The sequence below is a fragment of the Desulfosporosinus sp. SYSU MS00001 genome, assembly GCF_049943955.1.
Classification (GTDB): Bacteria; Bacillota; Desulfitobacteriia; order Desulfitobacteriales; family Desulfitobacteriaceae; genus Desulfosporosinus.
Map to the genome: position 1 here is coordinate 316,806 of NZ_JBNFTW010000004.1, position 18,081 is coordinate 334,886.

Sequence of the window (18,081 nt, forward strand, 5' to 3'; positions counted from 1 at the left end):
ACGAAAAAGTTTTACATTTATGGGTTTTTGGGTGAACGTGAGATCCGGACTAGTTATTACAGATCGAATCAAGGCTTTGTCTTAAGAAAGCTAGGTTTGTTCCTTGGTAATCACCCCTTTCATAGTAATCAATAGACGGAGCTTGTTAACCACAAATCAATTCGCGGGTTAAGCCAGCCCGTTCCAAAAGTTGTTAAATGTAGGGCTATCCACTTTGAAGAATATATTGACGCCATTAATATAGACATAGCCTTCTTTAAAAAGCCGTAATTCCACACCGCTGCCATCTTTTAATCGGATATCCAAAAATCGCTGATCCGTTGTATCTTGTTCGGAAAATAAATAGTCTAAGCCTTCTTCAGCCACGGGAACTGAGTTTTCTAATGCTGCCAGAAAAACGTTAAATTGATCAAGATTTGATAGGGATTTGAAATCATTTTTGCCGTTGTTCCAACTATCGAAGTCCTCATAACGAACTGAAGCAATATTTTTTTCGATCTGGAACTTACCAACTATATCATGTCCTGTTTTCACAGTGATGCCGTTCAGGCAATCAAAGAACTGAGCATTAACTTCACCGTTGATTTGTCCATACGTCATAATTCTGAAGCTCTTGTCATAGCCCTTGACGGAATAGACGTCTTGGATCCCAACCGTCGAAGCCAATTCTTCGTCATAATCGTTCGGCTGACTCCATTCTGTGATAGTTCCCTTCGTGGTGCCAAGCTTTTCGTCAACCAACGCAGCGGCCCTGTTCAGATCCAGGGTTAAAGTGCTTCGGATATATATCCTCCCTTGATAGACAATAAGTTCCATCATTTTTGCCGTTGTTACCGAATCTGTTGCCTTAACCGGCAATTGAACTTTGGGAATATAAATCCCCTCATTTTGCTGATTTAACCCTTGCGATATTTGATTCTGTGAACTGACACCGTTGTTGCCGCCATTGTCTCTAAGCAAAGTTCTGGGTTCTGGTGTTGTTTCATTTTCAGCCGGGATTTGCTTAGAACTGTTGGCCTCGTTGTCCTGGTGAAGTGCTTTCGAGTTGTCATTTTGCTTATCAGTACTGGGAAGGGGCGGTGATTTGACGTCGGAGTCGCTGTGGGTTTGAGGAGTGATAGTTTCAGTCGGGTTGTTATTTTGGTCTGTATGTTGGTCGATATTTTGGCTGGTTTGGTTACTATTTTGATTGTTATTAGTTTGGGGGAGGTTTGAATTTTGAACATTATTTCCTTGAGTTTTTTGTTCCGCTTGGTTACCGCCTTTATTATCGGGGAGGAGAGCAATGGATGTGTTATTGGGGGTATTGTTTTGAACAGCTAATTTGGGAGGGGTTTCAATCTGATGATTGGCCAATACACCTGCCCCAAGAGCCACGATCAGCCCAGCAGCTATTACAGCGATAGGTTTGAAGGGCATTCCTCTTGCCAGCTTCCCGTTTAATTTGGCGGATAATCTCTGTTCCATGTCATCGTCCGGCTCAAGTTTTTCGATAACGCGTTTAATATCAAAGCTGTTCATTTTCATTTCCTTCCAATTCTATTTTTAGAAGCTGACGCCCCCTCTGCAAACGCATTTTTATTGCTGACTCTTTGCAGCTTAGAATTTGGGCGATTTCTTTAATCGAATAATCTTCAAAATAATAAAGGTAAATTACCGATTTATACTTCATTGGTAGGTTGATGATTTCTTTTAAAATATTGAAGTCCGCCGGATCATCGTAATAATAATCTACTTCCTCCATTTTTATGACTCGTTTGTGCCAAACACTGCGCAGGGTATCCCGACAAAGATTAACCGTAACTTTAATAAGCCATGCTTTCTCATGGCCATCATTATTAAAAGTCGGTGATTTGAACAGAAGCTTATAAAATACCTCTTGCATGATCTCTTCTGCATCATCTTTATTTCCGAGATGAACCATGGCAATTTTGAAAACCATATCGCCATACAACTTGTATTTTGTTGAAAAACTACTGCCAGGCCATTGGGGCATGTAAGAATCTCCTTTCATCTATAACACGATTGATTATAGAAAAAAGTCACAAAGTTGATTATTTTTTTGGAGAAGAAAGTGAACTTTATCCATCTGCGTTATCCAAAGTGAAATCCTGAAAACAAAAGTCGATGACATTGCTAATTATTTCATGCTATTATTGCTTTGTGAGCTTCAAAAATGATGAGGTTTAAAAAATGAACAACTTGCCCATTAAATTCAAGCATTTTCTCCTGCTTATAACGGTTTCAGCGGCTGTACTTCTCATTGCTTCAATAGTTCATACGAAATGGACCTCAGCAACGATAACACATCTCTTGATCTTAGGAATACTTGCCGTACTTTGTGAATCATTTCCTGTAGCCTTACCACGAGGCGGGTTTGTCACAGTAAGTTTTGCTGTTTTCTATACGGCGTTAATTTTATACCCCGGAGGCGTTGCTTTTTCGGTTTCTGTATTAGGAGGTCTCTTCCCGCTGGGGAGGGGCGCCAAAGAACAGCCTTTGTTTAAACGGATATTTAACAGTTCTCAGTATTTGTTATCTCAGGCTGTTGCTCAATATGTTTTGTGGCTTGCGGGAATTGGCGGCGGTTTTCATAATAAGTTTCGTTCCCTCGTCATATATGTCATGGTATCTCTAATTTATATGCTTGCCAATATTTCGCTTGTAACAATAGGTTTAGGCTTTCTGAAAGAGAAGCCGCCGCGGACAATTTGGCTGAGCAATATGCGCTGGGTGCTGCCAAATATTATTATTCTCGCTCCTGTAGGGTACATAATGGCTTTGATCTATTATCACTATGGGCCTTTGGGACTTTTGCTGCTTTTAGTACCTCTCTTAGCAGCGCACAGGTCTTTTCAGCTTTATATTACCATGCGAAAAGGTCATCTCGAAACAGTTGGCGCTCTTGTCCAGGCCCTTGAAGCAAAGGATATTTATACCAGCGGGCATTCGTCCAGAGTCGAAAGACTTGCACTCCTTATAGCCGAGGCCATTGAGATGAGTGAGGATAAAATTGAATTTCTGAAGTATGCGGCAGTTTTGCATGATGTTGGCAAGATCGGGATAAGTGATGTTATCCTCAATAAGGAAGGAGAACTTCTGGAGACGGAGTGGGATATAATTCGCAGCCATCCCGTTATTGGACAAGGGATCATTGAGAATATAAAATTTATGTTTGATATTGGGAAAGTGGTACGTCATCATCATGAACGCTACGACGGAAAAGGATATCCTGACGGAATTAAGGGGGAAGAAATACCCTTAGAATCACGGATCATCGCCGTTGCCGATACATACGATGCGATCACCTCTGACCGAAGTTATCGACCGGGTAGGTCATATGTTGAGGCGATTGAAGAATTAAAGAGAGTTTCAGGCTCGCAACTTGACCCTGAATTAGTAAATACTTTCTGTAAATTGGCGAAAAATGAAAACCTGAACGCCATTGAACTTTTGGAATAATGAGCGAAGCTCATCCATTTCAAAAAAACGGATGAGCTTCAGGCTAGCGCCGAGCATTCATTAATCCTTCAATAATGGGTTTGTGATCTATCAGCATTACTACCTACATCTGCCTGAGCCTCCCGGCTCTTGGATAATTTAAGTAAACTATATGAAGTAAAGTATTAAAGTATAGCAGCATGAATATATTCTATCAGGGAGAAGTGCTTCTAACTGCACTGAATATTAATGCAATAGATATTAAGGCAATAATCAATTTCATTCGAATCCAACCTTTTCTGAATATTTTATCGGAAGTCTACCTCACGTCTCGGCAATAAAGGGCATCTTCGGTAGCAGGTGGTTCCTCTGTCACTTATCTAATACAACATAGTTAGTAATCGTTTTATTATTGGCACTCCATATTTCTTTAGATTGTTTGGTTTGTAGATCGTAGTAGAATATGGTGTTTGGCACTTTTGTATAGCCCCCATTATTTACGAAAGATTTCGCATCAGGTTTTGTTGCTAAATAGAAGAACCCCTTACCATCTGCGGAAAATCTTGCATTTCCAATTTCCCGATATTGATCTGAGCTTTTTAATACTTGTTTTATTTCCCCTGTTTCTACGTTTTGGGTACAAACGATATTTTTTTTGCTATGACTGTCATCTAACCATTCCGTATTTATAGAAAATAATAGAAGTCTCGCATCCGGCGACAAGGATATATCAGTCACAAAATCATTGATTGGTTTACATTCCTTCACGATATTTCCATTTTCATCATAGATAGTGATATTACGCTGAGTTGGTTCTAAAGACAGTTGGTTCTTATTCGCTTTATCCATTTTATTAATGTTTTCTGCTTTAGAATATGTAGCAACTGCCACCAATTTTTTATCTTTGCATATGTCAAAATTCAAAACTTCTATATCCCTATCATTATCTCCAAATACATCCATTTTTCCCGTTTTTATATTATATACTGCTAATTCCGAGTTATCATGATTCTTTCTTAAAATTCGCATAAATAGTTTCGAAGTCTCATTATCAATATCTAAGTATTCAACAAGAACAGTGTCATTTTTTTCTAGGCTTGTAAGCTGAATTTCTTTCCGTGACGCTAGATTATACCGGAATAACTGTACGAATTTTCCACTAGAATCTCGTTTAGGATAATATAAATTACCGTCATCTGATAACACATTTGGAGTAAATTCTCCTGGAGTAATTTGAGTTTTTAGCAAATCTGTCTGCTTTGTATTAGCATCCAGTTTATATAAACTAATATCTGCATTTGTTTCAAAGCATGAAAGCGACAGCATTTGAGTAGTGCTTTTTGGGGCAATATTATTACTTGAGACCTTCATTGAATTACATCCGGTAGCTATTAGTATACTTAGTATCGAAATAACAGATAAACCAATAAGGGTGTTAAAACGAATATTTTTAAACAATTAGTATCATTCCTTTCACGTAGTCAGGGAAACTATTTTGTGTAGGGGCTAACGCCTTCAGATCATTGGTTACTTTGCGGGTATTGATGATCTGGGGGCGTTTTTATTTAAATGGCGCAAACCATTTAAACAATAGTGCACTCTAGTGTATAGAGATGTTGAACTCGTCAAATGTTTACATAGATTTAACGCAGATTATGTTTACCAGTTTTGACCTCATTTGTAATTTTGAACCTTATAGCCAATATTTACTTTACTATAATCCCAATTTTTTTGCACCGAAAAAATGTTGCGGGATACCACAATTATTTTTGTGGTAAACCGTAATCGGATTTGTAAACGCTTTAACTTAAAAAGAGCCTCGTGGCTCTTGAATATTTTTACGTTATCTATATGAAGTCCTCATTTGGAATAACCCCAAGTTGTTTAGCTTCGAATATTGCTTCTGATCTCGAGCGAACATTCAATTTCCCAAAAATCCGAGTCAAATTATATTCAACAGCACGCTGACTTATTAACAAATAATCCGCAATTTCCTTGTTACCCTTACCTCTGGCAACTTCTCTAAGAATCGATAGCTCCTTCTCATCGAATGATACTCCTTTTAGGCCTTCATTATTACTCAATGCTTTAATCTGTACATCTTGACGCCTTAGCTGACGTAATAGGGATATGGGGATAACCGTTTCACCACGCAAAGCACATCGAACCGCAGTAACAAGTTGCTCTCTGGAAGCAGTCTTACTGATAAATCCTGAGGCTTTTGCTTCTACCAAGATATTGAAGTAAGGTGTAATCTCATATCCTGTATAAATGATTATGGGCGTATTCGAACCGATTTCAATGACTCTCCGAATTCCTTTTCGGTATCCCGCAATCGGATTTCGAAAACACATACACACTACCGAGACTAAGAAACATAAAATAAGAAAAGTCTTGAAGAGGATTATTGTTCCCTTTCAAGGCTTTTTTGCTATCCGTCGTCTTTTTTCATGGTATACTTATATAAGAGAAGGGAGGCAAGCTGTGAGGAAAATTCTCAAGTCTATAAAAATATGGATAGGAATTATATTATTCCTATTGGGAATATTAATACCTTATTGGATAAAACCGCAGCTTATTGGCTTGGACCAATTACTGCAAACGATGCATCAAAAGACAGACGGAAGTGCCTTAATGGTTAATGCCTTCCTGATCGTGTCAATTAATACGATTATTTCTATACCTCAGTTTCTCAGCGTGGTTATGTTAGGGGATGGAATGGCGGAAGTCTTTGAACGGCCTGCCTTAAAAACCGTCATCCCTTTGACCGTTGTTCCTTGCGCTTATGTAATTGTAAACTTGGTTACTCCCTTAAACTATAGTTTTGGGGCCACGGATATTTTTTTATGGCTGATGATTGTAGTGATGCAGACCTTAAGCAAACAGAAATTAAATATTGGGATGAAACTCTTAGTTTTTTCTCAATTAATTTTTGGCGTTGCTTGGTTAAATCAAGTTCCTTTTCTAACACCTTACGGCTTTGGTCAGGGGTCCTTATCGTTTAAATTAAAACAATCGGCAATTCAAATTGGATTTGGCGAGGTTTTGACGCTTTATGCCAATGTGCTGTTCTTTATCTTCGTTGCCAGCGCGATCACGCTGTGGGTTTATTTAATTTTATATATGGAGAAATGGGCTATTTCTCAGGATTTGCTTCGTGCCCAGCTTGAAGCTAATGAATCCCGTTCGGGACGAGAGGTGCTTCATTTAGTTCATGATCTAAAAACGCCTTTAGCGACCATTGAGGGTCTGGTTTCCCTTATGGAGACGCGTTGGCCGGACCCAAAGATGCAGGAATATTGTCAAACGATTTATCGTTCCATTAATTCTATGAGCGCCATGGTATCGGAAATCTTATATGAAGACCGTAAGAATTGGTGTGAACTAAAAGACCTAATTGACTATATTCGAGCCACCCGCCTTAGTGGGACAAACGTATCCGTAGCTATAGAATTAGAGGGAGAACCCCGATCAAATCTTTACATTAATAAAATCAGGTTAACCCGGGCAATCATAAATTTGATTGATAACGCTCTGGATGCAGTGCAGGATCGTGAAAATGGGAGGGTTATTTTGCGTGCCAAAACAATGGAAAATACAGTGAACCTTGAAGTGGAAGACAATGGCTATGGTATAACAGAAAACGATGTCAAAAGAATTTGGAAGACCGGATACAGCACCAAAAACCATCCTGGTTTTGGCCTGGCTTTTGTACGACAGGTCGCTGAAGGGCATGAGGGATTTGTCAATATAAAAAGTGCCGTAGGCCAGGGAACTAAGGTTTGGATAACCTTGCCTTTGGGAGAGAGCCAATGAAAATAATAATTATGGATGATGAGCAGTCGCTGCGCTATACCTTAAGCGAAATATTCAGTTTCGCCGGATGGGACCCTATAGCCTATCCAAATGGCAGAGAAGGAATTGAAGGCTTCCTTACCCATGGAGCGGATATTATTTTAGTAGATTATCATATGCCGGAAATTGATGGCCTAGAAACGGTTCGCTTGATTAGAGAGCATGATCAAGAAATTCCCATCCTTGTACTCACTGTGGATGAACGGCAGGAAATTGCTGATCGTTTTCTCGATGCAGGTGCTACTGACTTTGCCCTTAAGCCGGTCAAGGCACCGGATTTAATTGCCCGGGTCCAATTGCACATGCGACTGCTGTATATGACCAAGGCGGTACAAGCCAACACCAAAGTACAAAACGATGTTTTTGTAACCAAAGGAATAAGTAAATCAACGCTCTCCTATATCGAACGCTATCTCACCGATTGTCCCGAACCTTCAACCGTAGAGGAGATCTCCAAAAAGCTGTCCCTTGCGGTTCCCACCGTTTATCGCTATCTTACCTATCTTGTTAATAACGGTAAAGTTCAGTCCATACCGAGTTATCAGAAAATCGGTCGGCCCAAAAATCGCTATTGTTGGATTTGATTTTTGACTCCAGAGTTGAAGTATATGTAGGATTAGCAGCGGCACTTACTATGAGGCTCAGGCTTATTAGTAAGTGCCGCATTTTTCTATTCTAAGACTTCCACCTCAAGTGGAAGCGGTTTCCGATGTTCGGATTTAGTTGAACGAATTAACTTTTGCGAGATTCTTCAAAGGGTTCTTATATAATAGTAACGTATTTACGATTGTATACAATAATCAAACACTTTTTATCTTTTTTATTTCTTTAGTTGGGCAAGTTCATTTGCTATAATTAGGGAAAATAATTTGGAGGTGTTATATAAAATATAGGAAATATGTGATATTTTCTAATTCAACGAAGTAGGAGGAAGAAAATGAGAAAAGTAAAGAGAATTATGGCCCTGGCTCTATCTGCAGCTCTTGTCCTTGTTTCCTTAACAGGTTGCGGCAGCAGCTCTACCAGCGGTTCAGCGAGCAGCGGTTCATCGAAAGGCAGCGATACCTTGGTTTATGCTCAAGGGGCAGAACCTAGAGGACTGGACCCGGCTCTCGTTGATGACGGCGAGTCCGCTAAAGTAATGAGTAACATTTATGAAGGACTTTTAAAGTACGATAAAGATTCCACAAAGGTAGAACCCTCCCTGGCTACTAGCTGGGATGTAAGTTCCGATGGACTTAGCTATACTTTCCATCTTCGTAAAGGTGTTAAATTCCAAGATGGTACTGATTTTAATGCTGATGCAGTGAAGGTTAACATTGACCGTCAGTTACCACCTAAAGTAACTCAAGATATGGCCTATGCATCCTTCGTCTTCGGTTCTGTCAAAGATGTACAGGTTGTTGATCCAAATACCGTTAAAATTAATTTAACGTCTCCAAGCACACCCTTCTTAAAGAATTTAGCAATGATCATGGCCGCTCCCATGATTAGTCCTAAAGCTCTTAAAGATAATAACAATAACGTAAACCAAGCTCCTGTTGGAACAGGTCCCTACAAATTTGTTAAGTGGGATAAGGATCAAGACATTGTCTTAGTTGCCAATGATCAATATTGGGGAACTAAACCTCTGATCAAAAATGTTGTTTTCAAATTTATTAAAGACAATTCCGCCCGCGTTGTTGCTTTAAACAATGGTGAAGCTGATGTTATCGATGGTATCGATGCTACTGTTGTAAAACAGATCACCGATGCCGGCAATAAGATTTTCCAAGCACCGGGCATGAACATTAACTACATGGCTTACAATACCTCACGTAAACCTTTCAATGACAAAAATCTCCGTGCGGCTATATCTCAGGCCGTCAATGTTCCTGAAATGGTGAAGAGCCTGTATAAAGGTTATTCCGAACCTGCAACTTCAATTATGCCGGACTTCATGGAAGGCTATGACAAGAGTATTTCTCAAGTAGCCTATGATCCGCAAGCTGCAGCCAAAACGTTAAAAGCTGCCGGATTAACGAGTGTACACATGATTACTTATACCAACCCAAGACCTTACAACACCGCAACCGGTCAAGTGTTAGCTGAGGCTATCCAAGGTTATCTTTCCAAAGTTGGAGTTACCGTTAAAATCGATTCCTATGACTGGACCACTTATAAGCAAAAAGTTAAAGAAGGAGATTATGATATTGCCTTCTACGGTTGGGTCGGCGACAACGGAGACCCGGATAACTTCATGAACCTCTTATCAGATCCCGATCCGACAATGAATATTGCTTTGTATAATAATCCTCAATTCAACGACTTAATTAAAAAAGGCGTAGCTACCCCTGCCGGTGATGCCCGCAACGCAATTTACACCCAATTGGAAAAAATTGCAGCCGCTGATGCAGTGTGGCTTCCCGTTTCCCACGCTCAAACCCTTTGTGCTTACAGACCTAATGTCCAAAACTTCTATTTCCATATGACAGGTATTACTCCTTTTGTAGGTGTATCTAAGAAATAACTTTGGCGTTGTTCTTTATAATTTAGACTGCCGAGAACCGGCCTCAAGCCGGTTCCCGGTTTGTTTATTTTATGTTTTATTTGGGGAAAGGTGTTGCTGATGCTCAGATATATAATAAAACGTTTATTAATGTTGATTCCCGTGCTTTTAGGGGTTTCGATTATCGTTTTCCTGATCATGCGCGTATTTTCACCGGATCCTGCTCCCATTGTTTTAGGCCAGCATGCCACCCAGCAGGCTGCAGATGCCTGGCGGCAGGTCAATGGTTTAAATGATCCCATCTATTTGCAATATTTTCATTATCTCAAAGGTGCATTGACCGGGGATCTTGGAACGTCCTACTATACTAAGCTGCCTGTTGTCAAAGAAATTATGTCACGATTTCCGGCAACCATTGAATTGGCCTTTGTCGCCATCATTTTGGCCTCATTTTTCGGTATAGTGATTGGTGTAATTTCTGCAGTCAAGAAGAACTCGATTTTTGATAACGCCGGGATGTTCTTAGCCTTAATTGGTGTCTCAATGCCGATTTTTTGGCTGGGAATATTGTTAATCATTCTTTTTTCCGGTGCACTGCACTGGCTTCCTTCCAACGGCCGGATTAATCCCCTCTTAGCGCCTGCGCATATTACTGGCTTTTTCCTCATTGACAGCCTGATGGCAGGCAACATGGACTCTTTCTTCGATGCCTTGAAGCACATTATTTTGCCGGCGAGTGCCTTAGCCATGTATTCCATGGCGATCATTACCAGAATGACCCGCTCCAGTATGTTGGACACACTGCAGCAGGACTTTATTCGAACTGCCCGGGCCAAAGGAGTTCCGGAGGGCAAAGTGATCCGCAAGCATGCCTTGCGCAACGGCTTGATACCTATTGTCACCGTAATTGGTCTACAGTTAGGCAGCCTTCTCGGTGGTGCTGTACTGACAGAAACAGTGTTCTCCTGGCCGGGGATCGGCGCTTATACTGTGGAATGTATTCTGAAATCTGATTTTCCAGTGGTTCAGGGTGTGGTATTACTGGTAGCTACGATTTATGTCTTAATGAATCTCATTGTCGATGTGATTTATGCCTTCCTTGATCCACGTATTAAATATTCGAAAAAAGAGGTGTAGCTTGTATGGAACCAACATATTCTTCGAATCCCGATGAAAATCTACAGGCTGCAGAATACGTGGAAAAACCGGAGTCGCAGCTTAAAGTAATGTGGGAAACACTCAGACTGAACAAAGCCGCAGTTGTCGGCCTGTTTATCATTGGAATTTTGGCTCTGATTGCCCTGACGGTTTGGTTGAGTGAGCTCATGGGCAAACAGATATTACCCTATGATCCTAATTATGCCGATATGACAAAAAGTTTTATCAAACCTAACGCCCAGCACTGGTTTGGGACAGATCAACTAGGCAGGGATATGTTTAGCAGAATCCTTGATGGAACGAAAATTTCCTTGTTCGTAGGTGTTACAGCTGTAGCTATTTCCTTAACCATTGGAGTTGTCTTTGGTGCCATTGCTGCTTATCGCGGCGGCAAAACGGATACAGTGATTATGAGACTTATGGATATGATGCTGGCCATTCCGTCGATCCTGTTGGCGATCGCCTTTATGGCGGCCTTGGGCAAAGGCTTGGATAAAGCGATTATTGCCATTGGGCTGGTATCGATTCCTGAGTATGCTCGTATCGTACGTGGCAGTATTCTCTCAGTTAAAGAAAATGATTATGTTCATGCAGCAAAAATTATGGGCAACAAAACGAGCCGTATTATCTATAAACATATTCTGCCCAATGTTATTTCTGTGATCGTCGTCAGGGCTACCTTGGGTATTTCCTCTGCCGTGTTGGATACAGCAGCCCTTGGGTTTCTGGGTCTGGGAGTTCAGCCGCCATTCGCCGAGTGGGGCGATATGCTTGGTCGGGCTAGGGGCTTTATTTTCTCCGCCCCTTATACACTGATTTTTCCCGGTATTGCCATCACAATTACAGTGCTGGCCTTTAACCTGTTAGGTGACGGGCTGCGGGATGCCCTTGATCCTAAATCCAGAATAAAATAGGGGTGGTGAACAGGATGTTGCTGGAAGTAAAAAATTTAACAACGGAATTTAAGCTGAAGCGCGGCATAGTCAAGGCTGTTGATGATATCAGCTTTACAATAGATAAGGGTGAAATTTTGGCTATTGTCGGTGAATCCGGTTCGGGCAAAAGTGTAACCTCCCTTTCCATCATGGGGCTTTTGCAAAATCCGGGCAGGGTTACCGGCGGGCAAATTTTATATAAATCCCAGGACTTAAATAAGTTGAGTAAGAAAGAACAGCAAAAGCTGCGGGGCAATCAAATTTCCATGATATTTCAGGAACCCATGACATCGCTTAATCCTGTCTGGCGTATCAAAGATCAGATTATGGAAAGTATCATGCTGCATATGAAGCTTTCTAAAAAAGAAGCTTTGGCGCGGACCATTGAGATGTTAGAAACGGTAGGTATCCCGTCAGCAGCTCAGCGGGCCAACGATTACCCGCATCAGATGAGCGGCGGCATGCGCCAAAGGGTGATGACGGCTATGGCCTTAGCCTGCGAGCCTGAACTGTTAATTGCAGACGAACCTACGACAGCTCTTGATGTGACCATTCAGGCTCAGATTTTGGAACTTCTCTATCGCATGAGAGAAAAGTTCCATATGGCAGTAATGCTTATTACCCATGATTTAGGCGTGGTTTCTGAAGCCGCTGACCGGGTTATTGTCATGTACTGCGGTAAAATCATGGAAGAAGCCGATGTCAGAAGCTTATTTAATCATCCGATGCACCCATATACAATTGGATTGCTGCGGTCTATACCGCAAATTGATAATGACAGCGATGAACCTTTATATATGATCAAAGGGATGGTACCCAACCCCCTTAATATGCCCAAAGGTTGTCCCTTTTCTGATCGCTGCGAGCAGAGTATGGAGCGATGTACTCAGGAAATGCCCCAATTGCGGGACATTGACGGCCATAAGGTACGGTGCTTTTTATATGACGCTAAGGAAGGAGGATCGGGTAAACAATGAGTGAAGTGTTGATGGATATTCAAGACCTTGCTAAACATTTTGTTGTCGATACCAATTTTTTTGGCAAACCCATCTCCGTCTTAAAAGCCGTTGACGGCGTATCCTTTAGCATCAATAAGGGTGAGGCCTTTGGTTTAGTAGGCGAATCCGGCTGCGGAAAAACGACTCTCGGTAAGATTTTGGTCAATCTTTACAGTCCGACCAGCGGTAAATTGTTTTTTGAAGGTAAGGATTTGACAGTTCTTAATGAAGAACAACGCCGTTCATATTGTAAGGATATCCAGATGATTTTTCAGGACCCCTACGCTTCACTGAATCCTAAAATGACGGTAGGTGACATTATTGCCGAGCCGATTCTTATCAATGGCCTGTTGCCGAAAAATCAGGTGGAAGAGCGTGTCATTTATCTTTTAAACTGTGTAGGGCTGGCTCGCCACCAGCGTAACCGTTACCCCCACGAATTCTCCGGCGGGCAGCGGCAGCGTGTCGGTATTGCTCGTGCCCTGGCAGTAGAACCGAAGATTATCGTCTGCGACGAACCGGTTTCCGCTCTGGACGTGTCCATTCAGGCTCAGGTCTTGAATTTGTTAGGTGATTTGAAGGAAGAGTTTGGCCTGACCTATCTCTTCATTGCCCATGGCTTGAACGTTGTTAAACATATTAGTGACCGTGTAGGCGTCATGTATTTGGGCAAATTGGTAGAGATTGCTCCGAAGAAAGAACTTTATGCCAATCCGCAGCATCCCTATACCCAAGCTTTGCTTTCCGCTATCCCCGTCATCAATCCGGAGAAGAAAATGGAACGCATCATACTGGAGGGGGACGTACCCAGTCCCATTAATCCACCGGCAGGCTGCCGTTTTTCTTCCCGCTGCTTCAAGGTACAGGAATCGTGTAAACTCCAGGAACCAAAATTAAAAGAAGTTTCTCCCGGTCATTTTGTTGCTTGTCATTTATTTGACTAAATTCTGATCTTCTTTTAATAAAAAGCAGTAAATCGGTTATACTAGCAAAAGCCCATTAATTAAGTAACATTCATCATTCAATAATCTTGTCCCAATATTTTATGGTTATCTCTATTGGGGCATTGCGCAAGGACCTCCGGACGCGGAGGTCCTCATTAGTTTCCCCGCTAGTCCTGGACGTATTTCCCATAATAAGGTTTAACACTTTCTAAAGATCTTTTTCATTAAATCCTAACAGAATTCGTTTATCCTATAAAAAGGGCATGTTATAAGCTGGTGCTATTAAAGAGAGCTTAATCTACATAATTTGGAAAGACAATGGAGGTGATTTCTTCTTGACTGGTACTACTAATAATACTACTATTACTAGTAGTATTATTAATGAGGATGGGTGAAATCTATGTTATCAAATAAAGAACTTATGTTATTAAAATTTGTCAAGACTAAACCGTCCTATGCTTACGAAATAGAAAAGATGATTGAAGACCGGGAAATAAGAACGTGGGTCAAAATTGGGGGTACGACAATCTATCAGGCTTTAGATAGGTTATGCAATAAGGGCCTTCTCGCCTACAAAATTGAAAAAGAAGGTAACATGCCTCAACGGAAACGCTACTACATAACGGAAAACGGCAATAAAGCCTTTGAACATGCAACTGAAAAAATTTTAAAACACAGTGAGCGCTATTATTTTGATTTAAGCGTCGGTTTGTCCTGCCGTAATTTAATGGACCCGGAAATTTTCAAGCAAACAATTCAAGAACGCTTAACAAATCTCAATGATTTTGTGGATCATTTTAATGAGAAGTTCGCCAAAACAAAAGAGTTATATCCTACGAAGAGACTGATGGTCAAAGAATATCTCTTGTCTCATTATCAGCTGGAGCAACAGTTTTTGGAAAAAATTCTAAAGGAGATGGACAATAAAGGCGAATGAACTCGTTCAGCTAAAGGTGAACATTGGGGCTTCGGACTCTACCCCCACCGAAGCAAGGTATGGGAACCACTCCCGCTTGTAGAAGTGGGAGTCTATCGTTGGAACAAGACAAGTGAAGATTTTAATTTGTAGTAATGAATGTCAAGTTTGGAGGTTAATTTGGTGGGTGTTACTGAACTATCGATAAAAAGGCCTGCAACAATTATTATCCTTGTAGTGTTACTCCTAGGACTGGGAATTATTGGCTACAACAATATGGGTGTAGACATGCTTCCCTCTATGAATATACCTGTCATTACAGTTTCGGTCAGCTATGCAGGCGCAGGTTCTGATGAAATTAATAAAGAAATTGTAATGCCTCTAGAGAATGCCGTTTCCGGGATAAGCGGAATTGATACCATCTCATCGACGGCGAGGCAGGGCGCAGGCACAACAGTTATAACCTTCACCCAGGATACAGATATTAACTCTGCCCTTATGGATGTGGAAAAAGCAGTGGACAGAGCCGAGAGGCAATTGCCGACAGAGGCGGAAAAACCGATCATCCAAAAGATCGACCCGAATGCCTCTGCTGTACTGATGCTTACAGTATCCGGGTCAACATCTTATGATGAAATTTATAATGTGGCTTATAACGTCCAGCAGGGACTTCAGAATCTCCCTAATATTGGGCAAGTATCTCTTATGGGAGCAAACGCTAAGCAGCTGCAAGTAAAACTGGATAAATCTGCCGTTGAATATTATGGAATTAACCTAAAAACGCTAATGGCCTTAATTAGTTCCGAAAACGTAAATACTCCGGCAGGGGATATTGTTCAGGATCAAAGTGACTTAACGGTGGACATGATCGGAGAATTCCAAAATATTGATGATGTCAAAAATATCATGGTTCCAACCAGTAACTCCGGCAGTGTTCGTTTGGGTGATATCGCTCAGGTTAATTTTGACTACCCGACAAATGATACCTCAATTAAATTAAACGGCAAAAACGCTATAGCCATAAGCATTCAAAAACAGAGTGATGCTAATGTGGTGGAGACAGTTGATGGAGTTAAAAAAGAACTTGTCAATATCAGAAAAACTCTTCCTAAAGGAGTTGATCTGGGCATTGCTTACGATACCACAACCTCTATCAAGGCTTCAGTCAACGATATTAAGGAAAATATTATCGAAGGTATCATTACTACTGCCCTGGTGTTATTCTTATTTCTGCGCAACTGGCGTTCATCACTCATTGTCTTGATCGCCATTCCAACTTCCTTAGTCTCAACCTTCTTTGCCATGTACGTATGCCATTTCACTCTCAATATGATGTCGCTTTTGGCTTTGTCACTTTGCATCGGCATTTTGGTTGATGACTCCATCGTCGTTCTGGAGAATATTATTCGGCATCGGCAAATGGGTAAAAGTCCAGCGCAAGCCGCTCTGGATGGGCGGCAAGAAATTGGGATGGCAGCTGTAGCTATAACTCTCTGCGATGTTGTTGTTTTCACACCGGTAGCCTTTGTGTCAGGAACATCAGGGGCACTGTTTAGGGAATTCGGTCTTACTGTGGCTTTTGCTGCGTTATTTTCTCTCTTTATTTCCTTTACCGTAACCCCTATGCTCTCGTCAAGAATCTTACGTGACGAAGTTAATCCCTTTGATTCTGAGGGGAATAGTAAGTTAAGAAAATATCTTCTCAAGGTCTTGGAACGTTCAAGGTTATTCCAAAAGGCCAAAGAGTTACATCCCTTCGAAAAAGCTACAGAGCAGTATAAAAAGACTCTGCTGTGGTCAATGAATCATCGGATGAAAATCATCGCGGTCTTTGTCATCGGAGTTATTGCGAGTATTGCCTTACTGCCCTTGGGAGCCATCAAGACAGAGTTTATTCCTCAGACCGACAATAATCAGTTGTCCGTTAATCTTTTGCTTAATCCCGGGTCCAGCCTTGAGCAAACTGAAAGCAAAGCAACTGTTGTTGAAAAATACTTACATACGTTGCCGGAAGTTACGAGCGTATTTTCCAGGATAGGCGGCAGTGATAAATCTACGGCTAATTTCGTTGTGGGACTTGTGGATAAAAGTCAGCGCAAGAAGACCCAAGCCCAAGTGGGCGATGAAATTCGCATGTGGAGTAAAAAGCTAACGGGCGCCAGCCTAATGGTCTCCCAAGCATCCATGGGTTCTGGAGGGTTTGGCTTCGGCGGCGGAGGCCGAGGCGGCGGAGGTGGTATACAGATAAATCTGGAAGGCAGCGATAACACTGTTTTGAAAACCATCTCTTATAAAGTTGAAGACTTAGTTAAATCAATACCGGGTGTTGTTGATGTTAACAACTCTGTAAGACAAAATGAAAATGAAATTAAGGTCAATGTTAACCGTCTGGCCTGTAATCAATACGGCGTATCTCCTTCCGATGTTGCATCTATTCTAAGAACAAGTATCGCTGGATCGACGGTGGGAGAATACACGGACAGCGACGGCACCTCTCACGATATCGTCGTAAGTTTTGAAGACAACCAGATAAAAACTCCGGATGACATCGGTTCTATTAAGATAATGAATGCCGCAGGACAGCAAATCGCTTTGAACCAAGTTGCCTCTATTGTCTTGGCAGATAGTCAGAAAACCATCTCCAGGCAGGATAGGTTAGAGGTTATTAATGTTACGGCTAATTTGCAGCAAAATGTAGCTTTAGGAACTGCTAATGCAGAAATTCAAAGCAAATTGAGCAATATCTCCCTGCCTTATGGATATAGTATAAAATTTGGCGGAAATCAAAAAAGCATGTCGGATTCTTTTGGAAGCCTTGGCGAAGCTATGGCGGGATCAATCGTACTTGTCTACATGATTCTTGTCATACTCTACGAATCGTTCCTGACCCCCTTGATTAGAATGCTTTCCTTGCCTTGTGCAATTATTGGTGCCTTTGTCATGCTGGCGATTACGAGAAACACTCTGAACTTGACAACAATGATAGGGCTCATTATGCTTGACGGTTTGGCGTCTAAAAATGGGACGTTGCTTATTGACTATACCAACACCCTAATGAAGAGAGGCAAATCCTTGAGAGAGGCCTTGATTGAATCGGGAACAACTCGACTGAGACCGATCATAATGACATCACTGACGATGATCGTAGGAATGCTGCCTGCCGTATTTACGTTCGGTCAGGGCAGCGAGATGAAAGTTGGGATGGCCCTGGTCATTATCGGGGGCATGATTGCCTCAACGATATTCACACCTATTATCTTGCCTGTAGTTTATACCGTTATGGATGATATAAAAAACCGTCCTCGCAAGAGACGAAAGATTTTAAAACATACGGAGGCTTAAGAGT

The 18,081-nt window shown here is 41.4% G+C and carries 14 protein-coding genes; 10 read left to right on the forward strand and 4 right to left on the reverse strand.

The annotated features are described in order from the left end of the window. Nucleotides 1-168: 168 nt before the first annotated feature. Nucleotides 169-1,521 carry a hypothetical protein gene (locus ACPUYX_RS10155; RefSeq protein WP_426379543.1) on the reverse strand — a complete coding sequence of 451 codons (1,353 nt, stop codon included), beginning with the start codon at nucleotides 1,519-1,521 and terminating at the stop codon, nucleotides 169-171. Then, entirely contained in the window at nucleotides 1,508-1,996 is a 489-nt protein-coding gene (locus tag ACPUYX_RS10160; protein WP_426379544.1) for an RNA polymerase sigma factor, read from the reverse strand. The genes ACPUYX_RS10155 and ACPUYX_RS10160 overlap by 14 nt, the downstream gene beginning before the upstream one ends. 197 nt (nucleotides 1,997-2,193) lie before the next feature. On the opposite strand from ACPUYX_RS10160, the gene ACPUYX_RS10165 reads away from it, so the two are divergent. Beyond that, nucleotides 2,194-3,462: an HD-GYP domain-containing protein gene (locus ACPUYX_RS10165; protein WP_426379545.1), complete on the forward strand. Its 1,269-nt coding sequence runs from the start codon at nucleotides 2,194-2,196 to the stop codon at nucleotides 3,460-3,462. 351 nt (nucleotides 3,463-3,813) lie between these two features. Here the strand turns inward: ACPUYX_RS10165 and ACPUYX_RS10170 are convergent, their stop codons facing one another. Both ACPUYX_RS10170 and ACPUYX_RS10175 read right to left on the reverse strand, forming a co-directional pair. Then, nucleotides 3,814-4,899 carry a hypothetical protein gene (locus ACPUYX_RS10170; protein ID WP_426379546.1) on the reverse strand — a complete coding sequence of 362 codons (1,086 nt, stop codon included), beginning with the start codon at nucleotides 4,897-4,899 and terminating at the stop codon, nucleotides 3,814-3,816. A gap of 389 nt (nucleotides 4,900-5,288) precedes the next feature. Next, entirely contained in the window at nucleotides 5,289-5,795 is a 507-nt protein-coding gene (locus tag ACPUYX_RS10175) for a DNA-binding response regulator (protein ID WP_426379547.1), read from the reverse strand. Nucleotides 5,796-5,925: 130 nt separating this feature from the next. On the opposite strand from ACPUYX_RS10175, the gene ACPUYX_RS10180 reads away from it, so the two are divergent. The 9 genes from ACPUYX_RS10180 to ACPUYX_RS10220 all read left to right on the forward strand — a co-directional run bounded on the left by ACPUYX_RS10180 (nucleotide 5,926) and on the right by ACPUYX_RS10220 (nucleotide 18,077). Next, nucleotides 5,926-7,257 carry a sensor histidine kinase gene (locus tag ACPUYX_RS10180; protein WP_426379548.1) on the forward strand — a complete coding sequence of 444 codons (1,332 nt, stop codon included), beginning with the start codon at nucleotides 5,926-5,928 and terminating at the stop codon, nucleotides 7,255-7,257. Further along, nucleotides 7,254-7,880: a response regulator gene (locus tag ACPUYX_RS10185; protein WP_426379549.1), complete on the forward strand. Its 627-nt coding sequence runs from the start codon at nucleotides 7,254-7,256 to the stop codon at nucleotides 7,878-7,880. The genes ACPUYX_RS10180 and ACPUYX_RS10185 overlap by 4 nt, the downstream gene beginning before the upstream one ends. A 353-nt stretch (nucleotides 7,881-8,233) precedes the next feature. Then, nucleotides 8,234-9,805 carry an ABC transporter substrate-binding protein gene (locus ACPUYX_RS10190; RefSeq protein ID WP_426379550.1) on the forward strand — a complete coding sequence of 524 codons (1,572 nt, stop codon included), beginning with the start codon at nucleotides 8,234-8,236 and terminating at the stop codon, nucleotides 9,803-9,805. A gap of 99 nt (nucleotides 9,806-9,904) precedes the next feature. After that, complete coding sequence (locus ACPUYX_RS10195; protein WP_426379551.1) at nucleotides 9,905-10,921, forward strand: ABC transporter permease; 1,017 nt, start codon at nucleotides 9,905-9,907, stop codon at nucleotides 10,919-10,921. Between the two features lie 5 nt (nucleotides 10,922-10,926). Beyond that, nucleotides 10,927-11,856, forward strand: a complete 930-nt coding sequence (locus ACPUYX_RS10200) for an ABC transporter permease (RefSeq protein ID WP_426379552.1) — start codon at nucleotides 10,927-10,929, stop codon at nucleotides 11,854-11,856. Between the two features lie 14 nt (nucleotides 11,857-11,870). Beyond that, nucleotides 11,871-12,854, forward strand: coding sequence for an ABC transporter ATP-binding protein (locus tag ACPUYX_RS10205; RefSeq protein ID WP_426379553.1), 984 nt, complete (start codon nucleotides 11,871-11,873; stop codon nucleotides 12,852-12,854). Continuing rightward, on the forward strand, nucleotides 12,851-13,819 hold the full coding sequence (locus ACPUYX_RS10210; RefSeq protein WP_426379554.1) for an ABC transporter ATP-binding protein: 969 nt from the start codon (nucleotides 12,851-12,853) through the stop codon (nucleotides 13,817-13,819). Before ACPUYX_RS10205 ends, ACPUYX_RS10210 begins: the two co-directional genes overlap by 4 nt. Before the next feature lie 400 nt (nucleotides 13,820-14,219). Further along, nucleotides 14,220-14,756, forward strand: coding sequence for a PadR family transcriptional regulator (locus tag ACPUYX_RS10215; protein WP_426379555.1), 537 nt, complete (start codon nucleotides 14,220-14,222; stop codon nucleotides 14,754-14,756). 162 nt (nucleotides 14,757-14,918) lie between these two features. Further along, complete coding sequence (locus tag ACPUYX_RS10220) at nucleotides 14,919-18,077, forward strand: efflux RND transporter permease subunit (RefSeq protein WP_426379556.1); 3,159 nt, start codon at nucleotides 14,919-14,921, stop codon at nucleotides 18,075-18,077. Nucleotides 18,078-18,081: the final 4 nt, after the last annotated feature.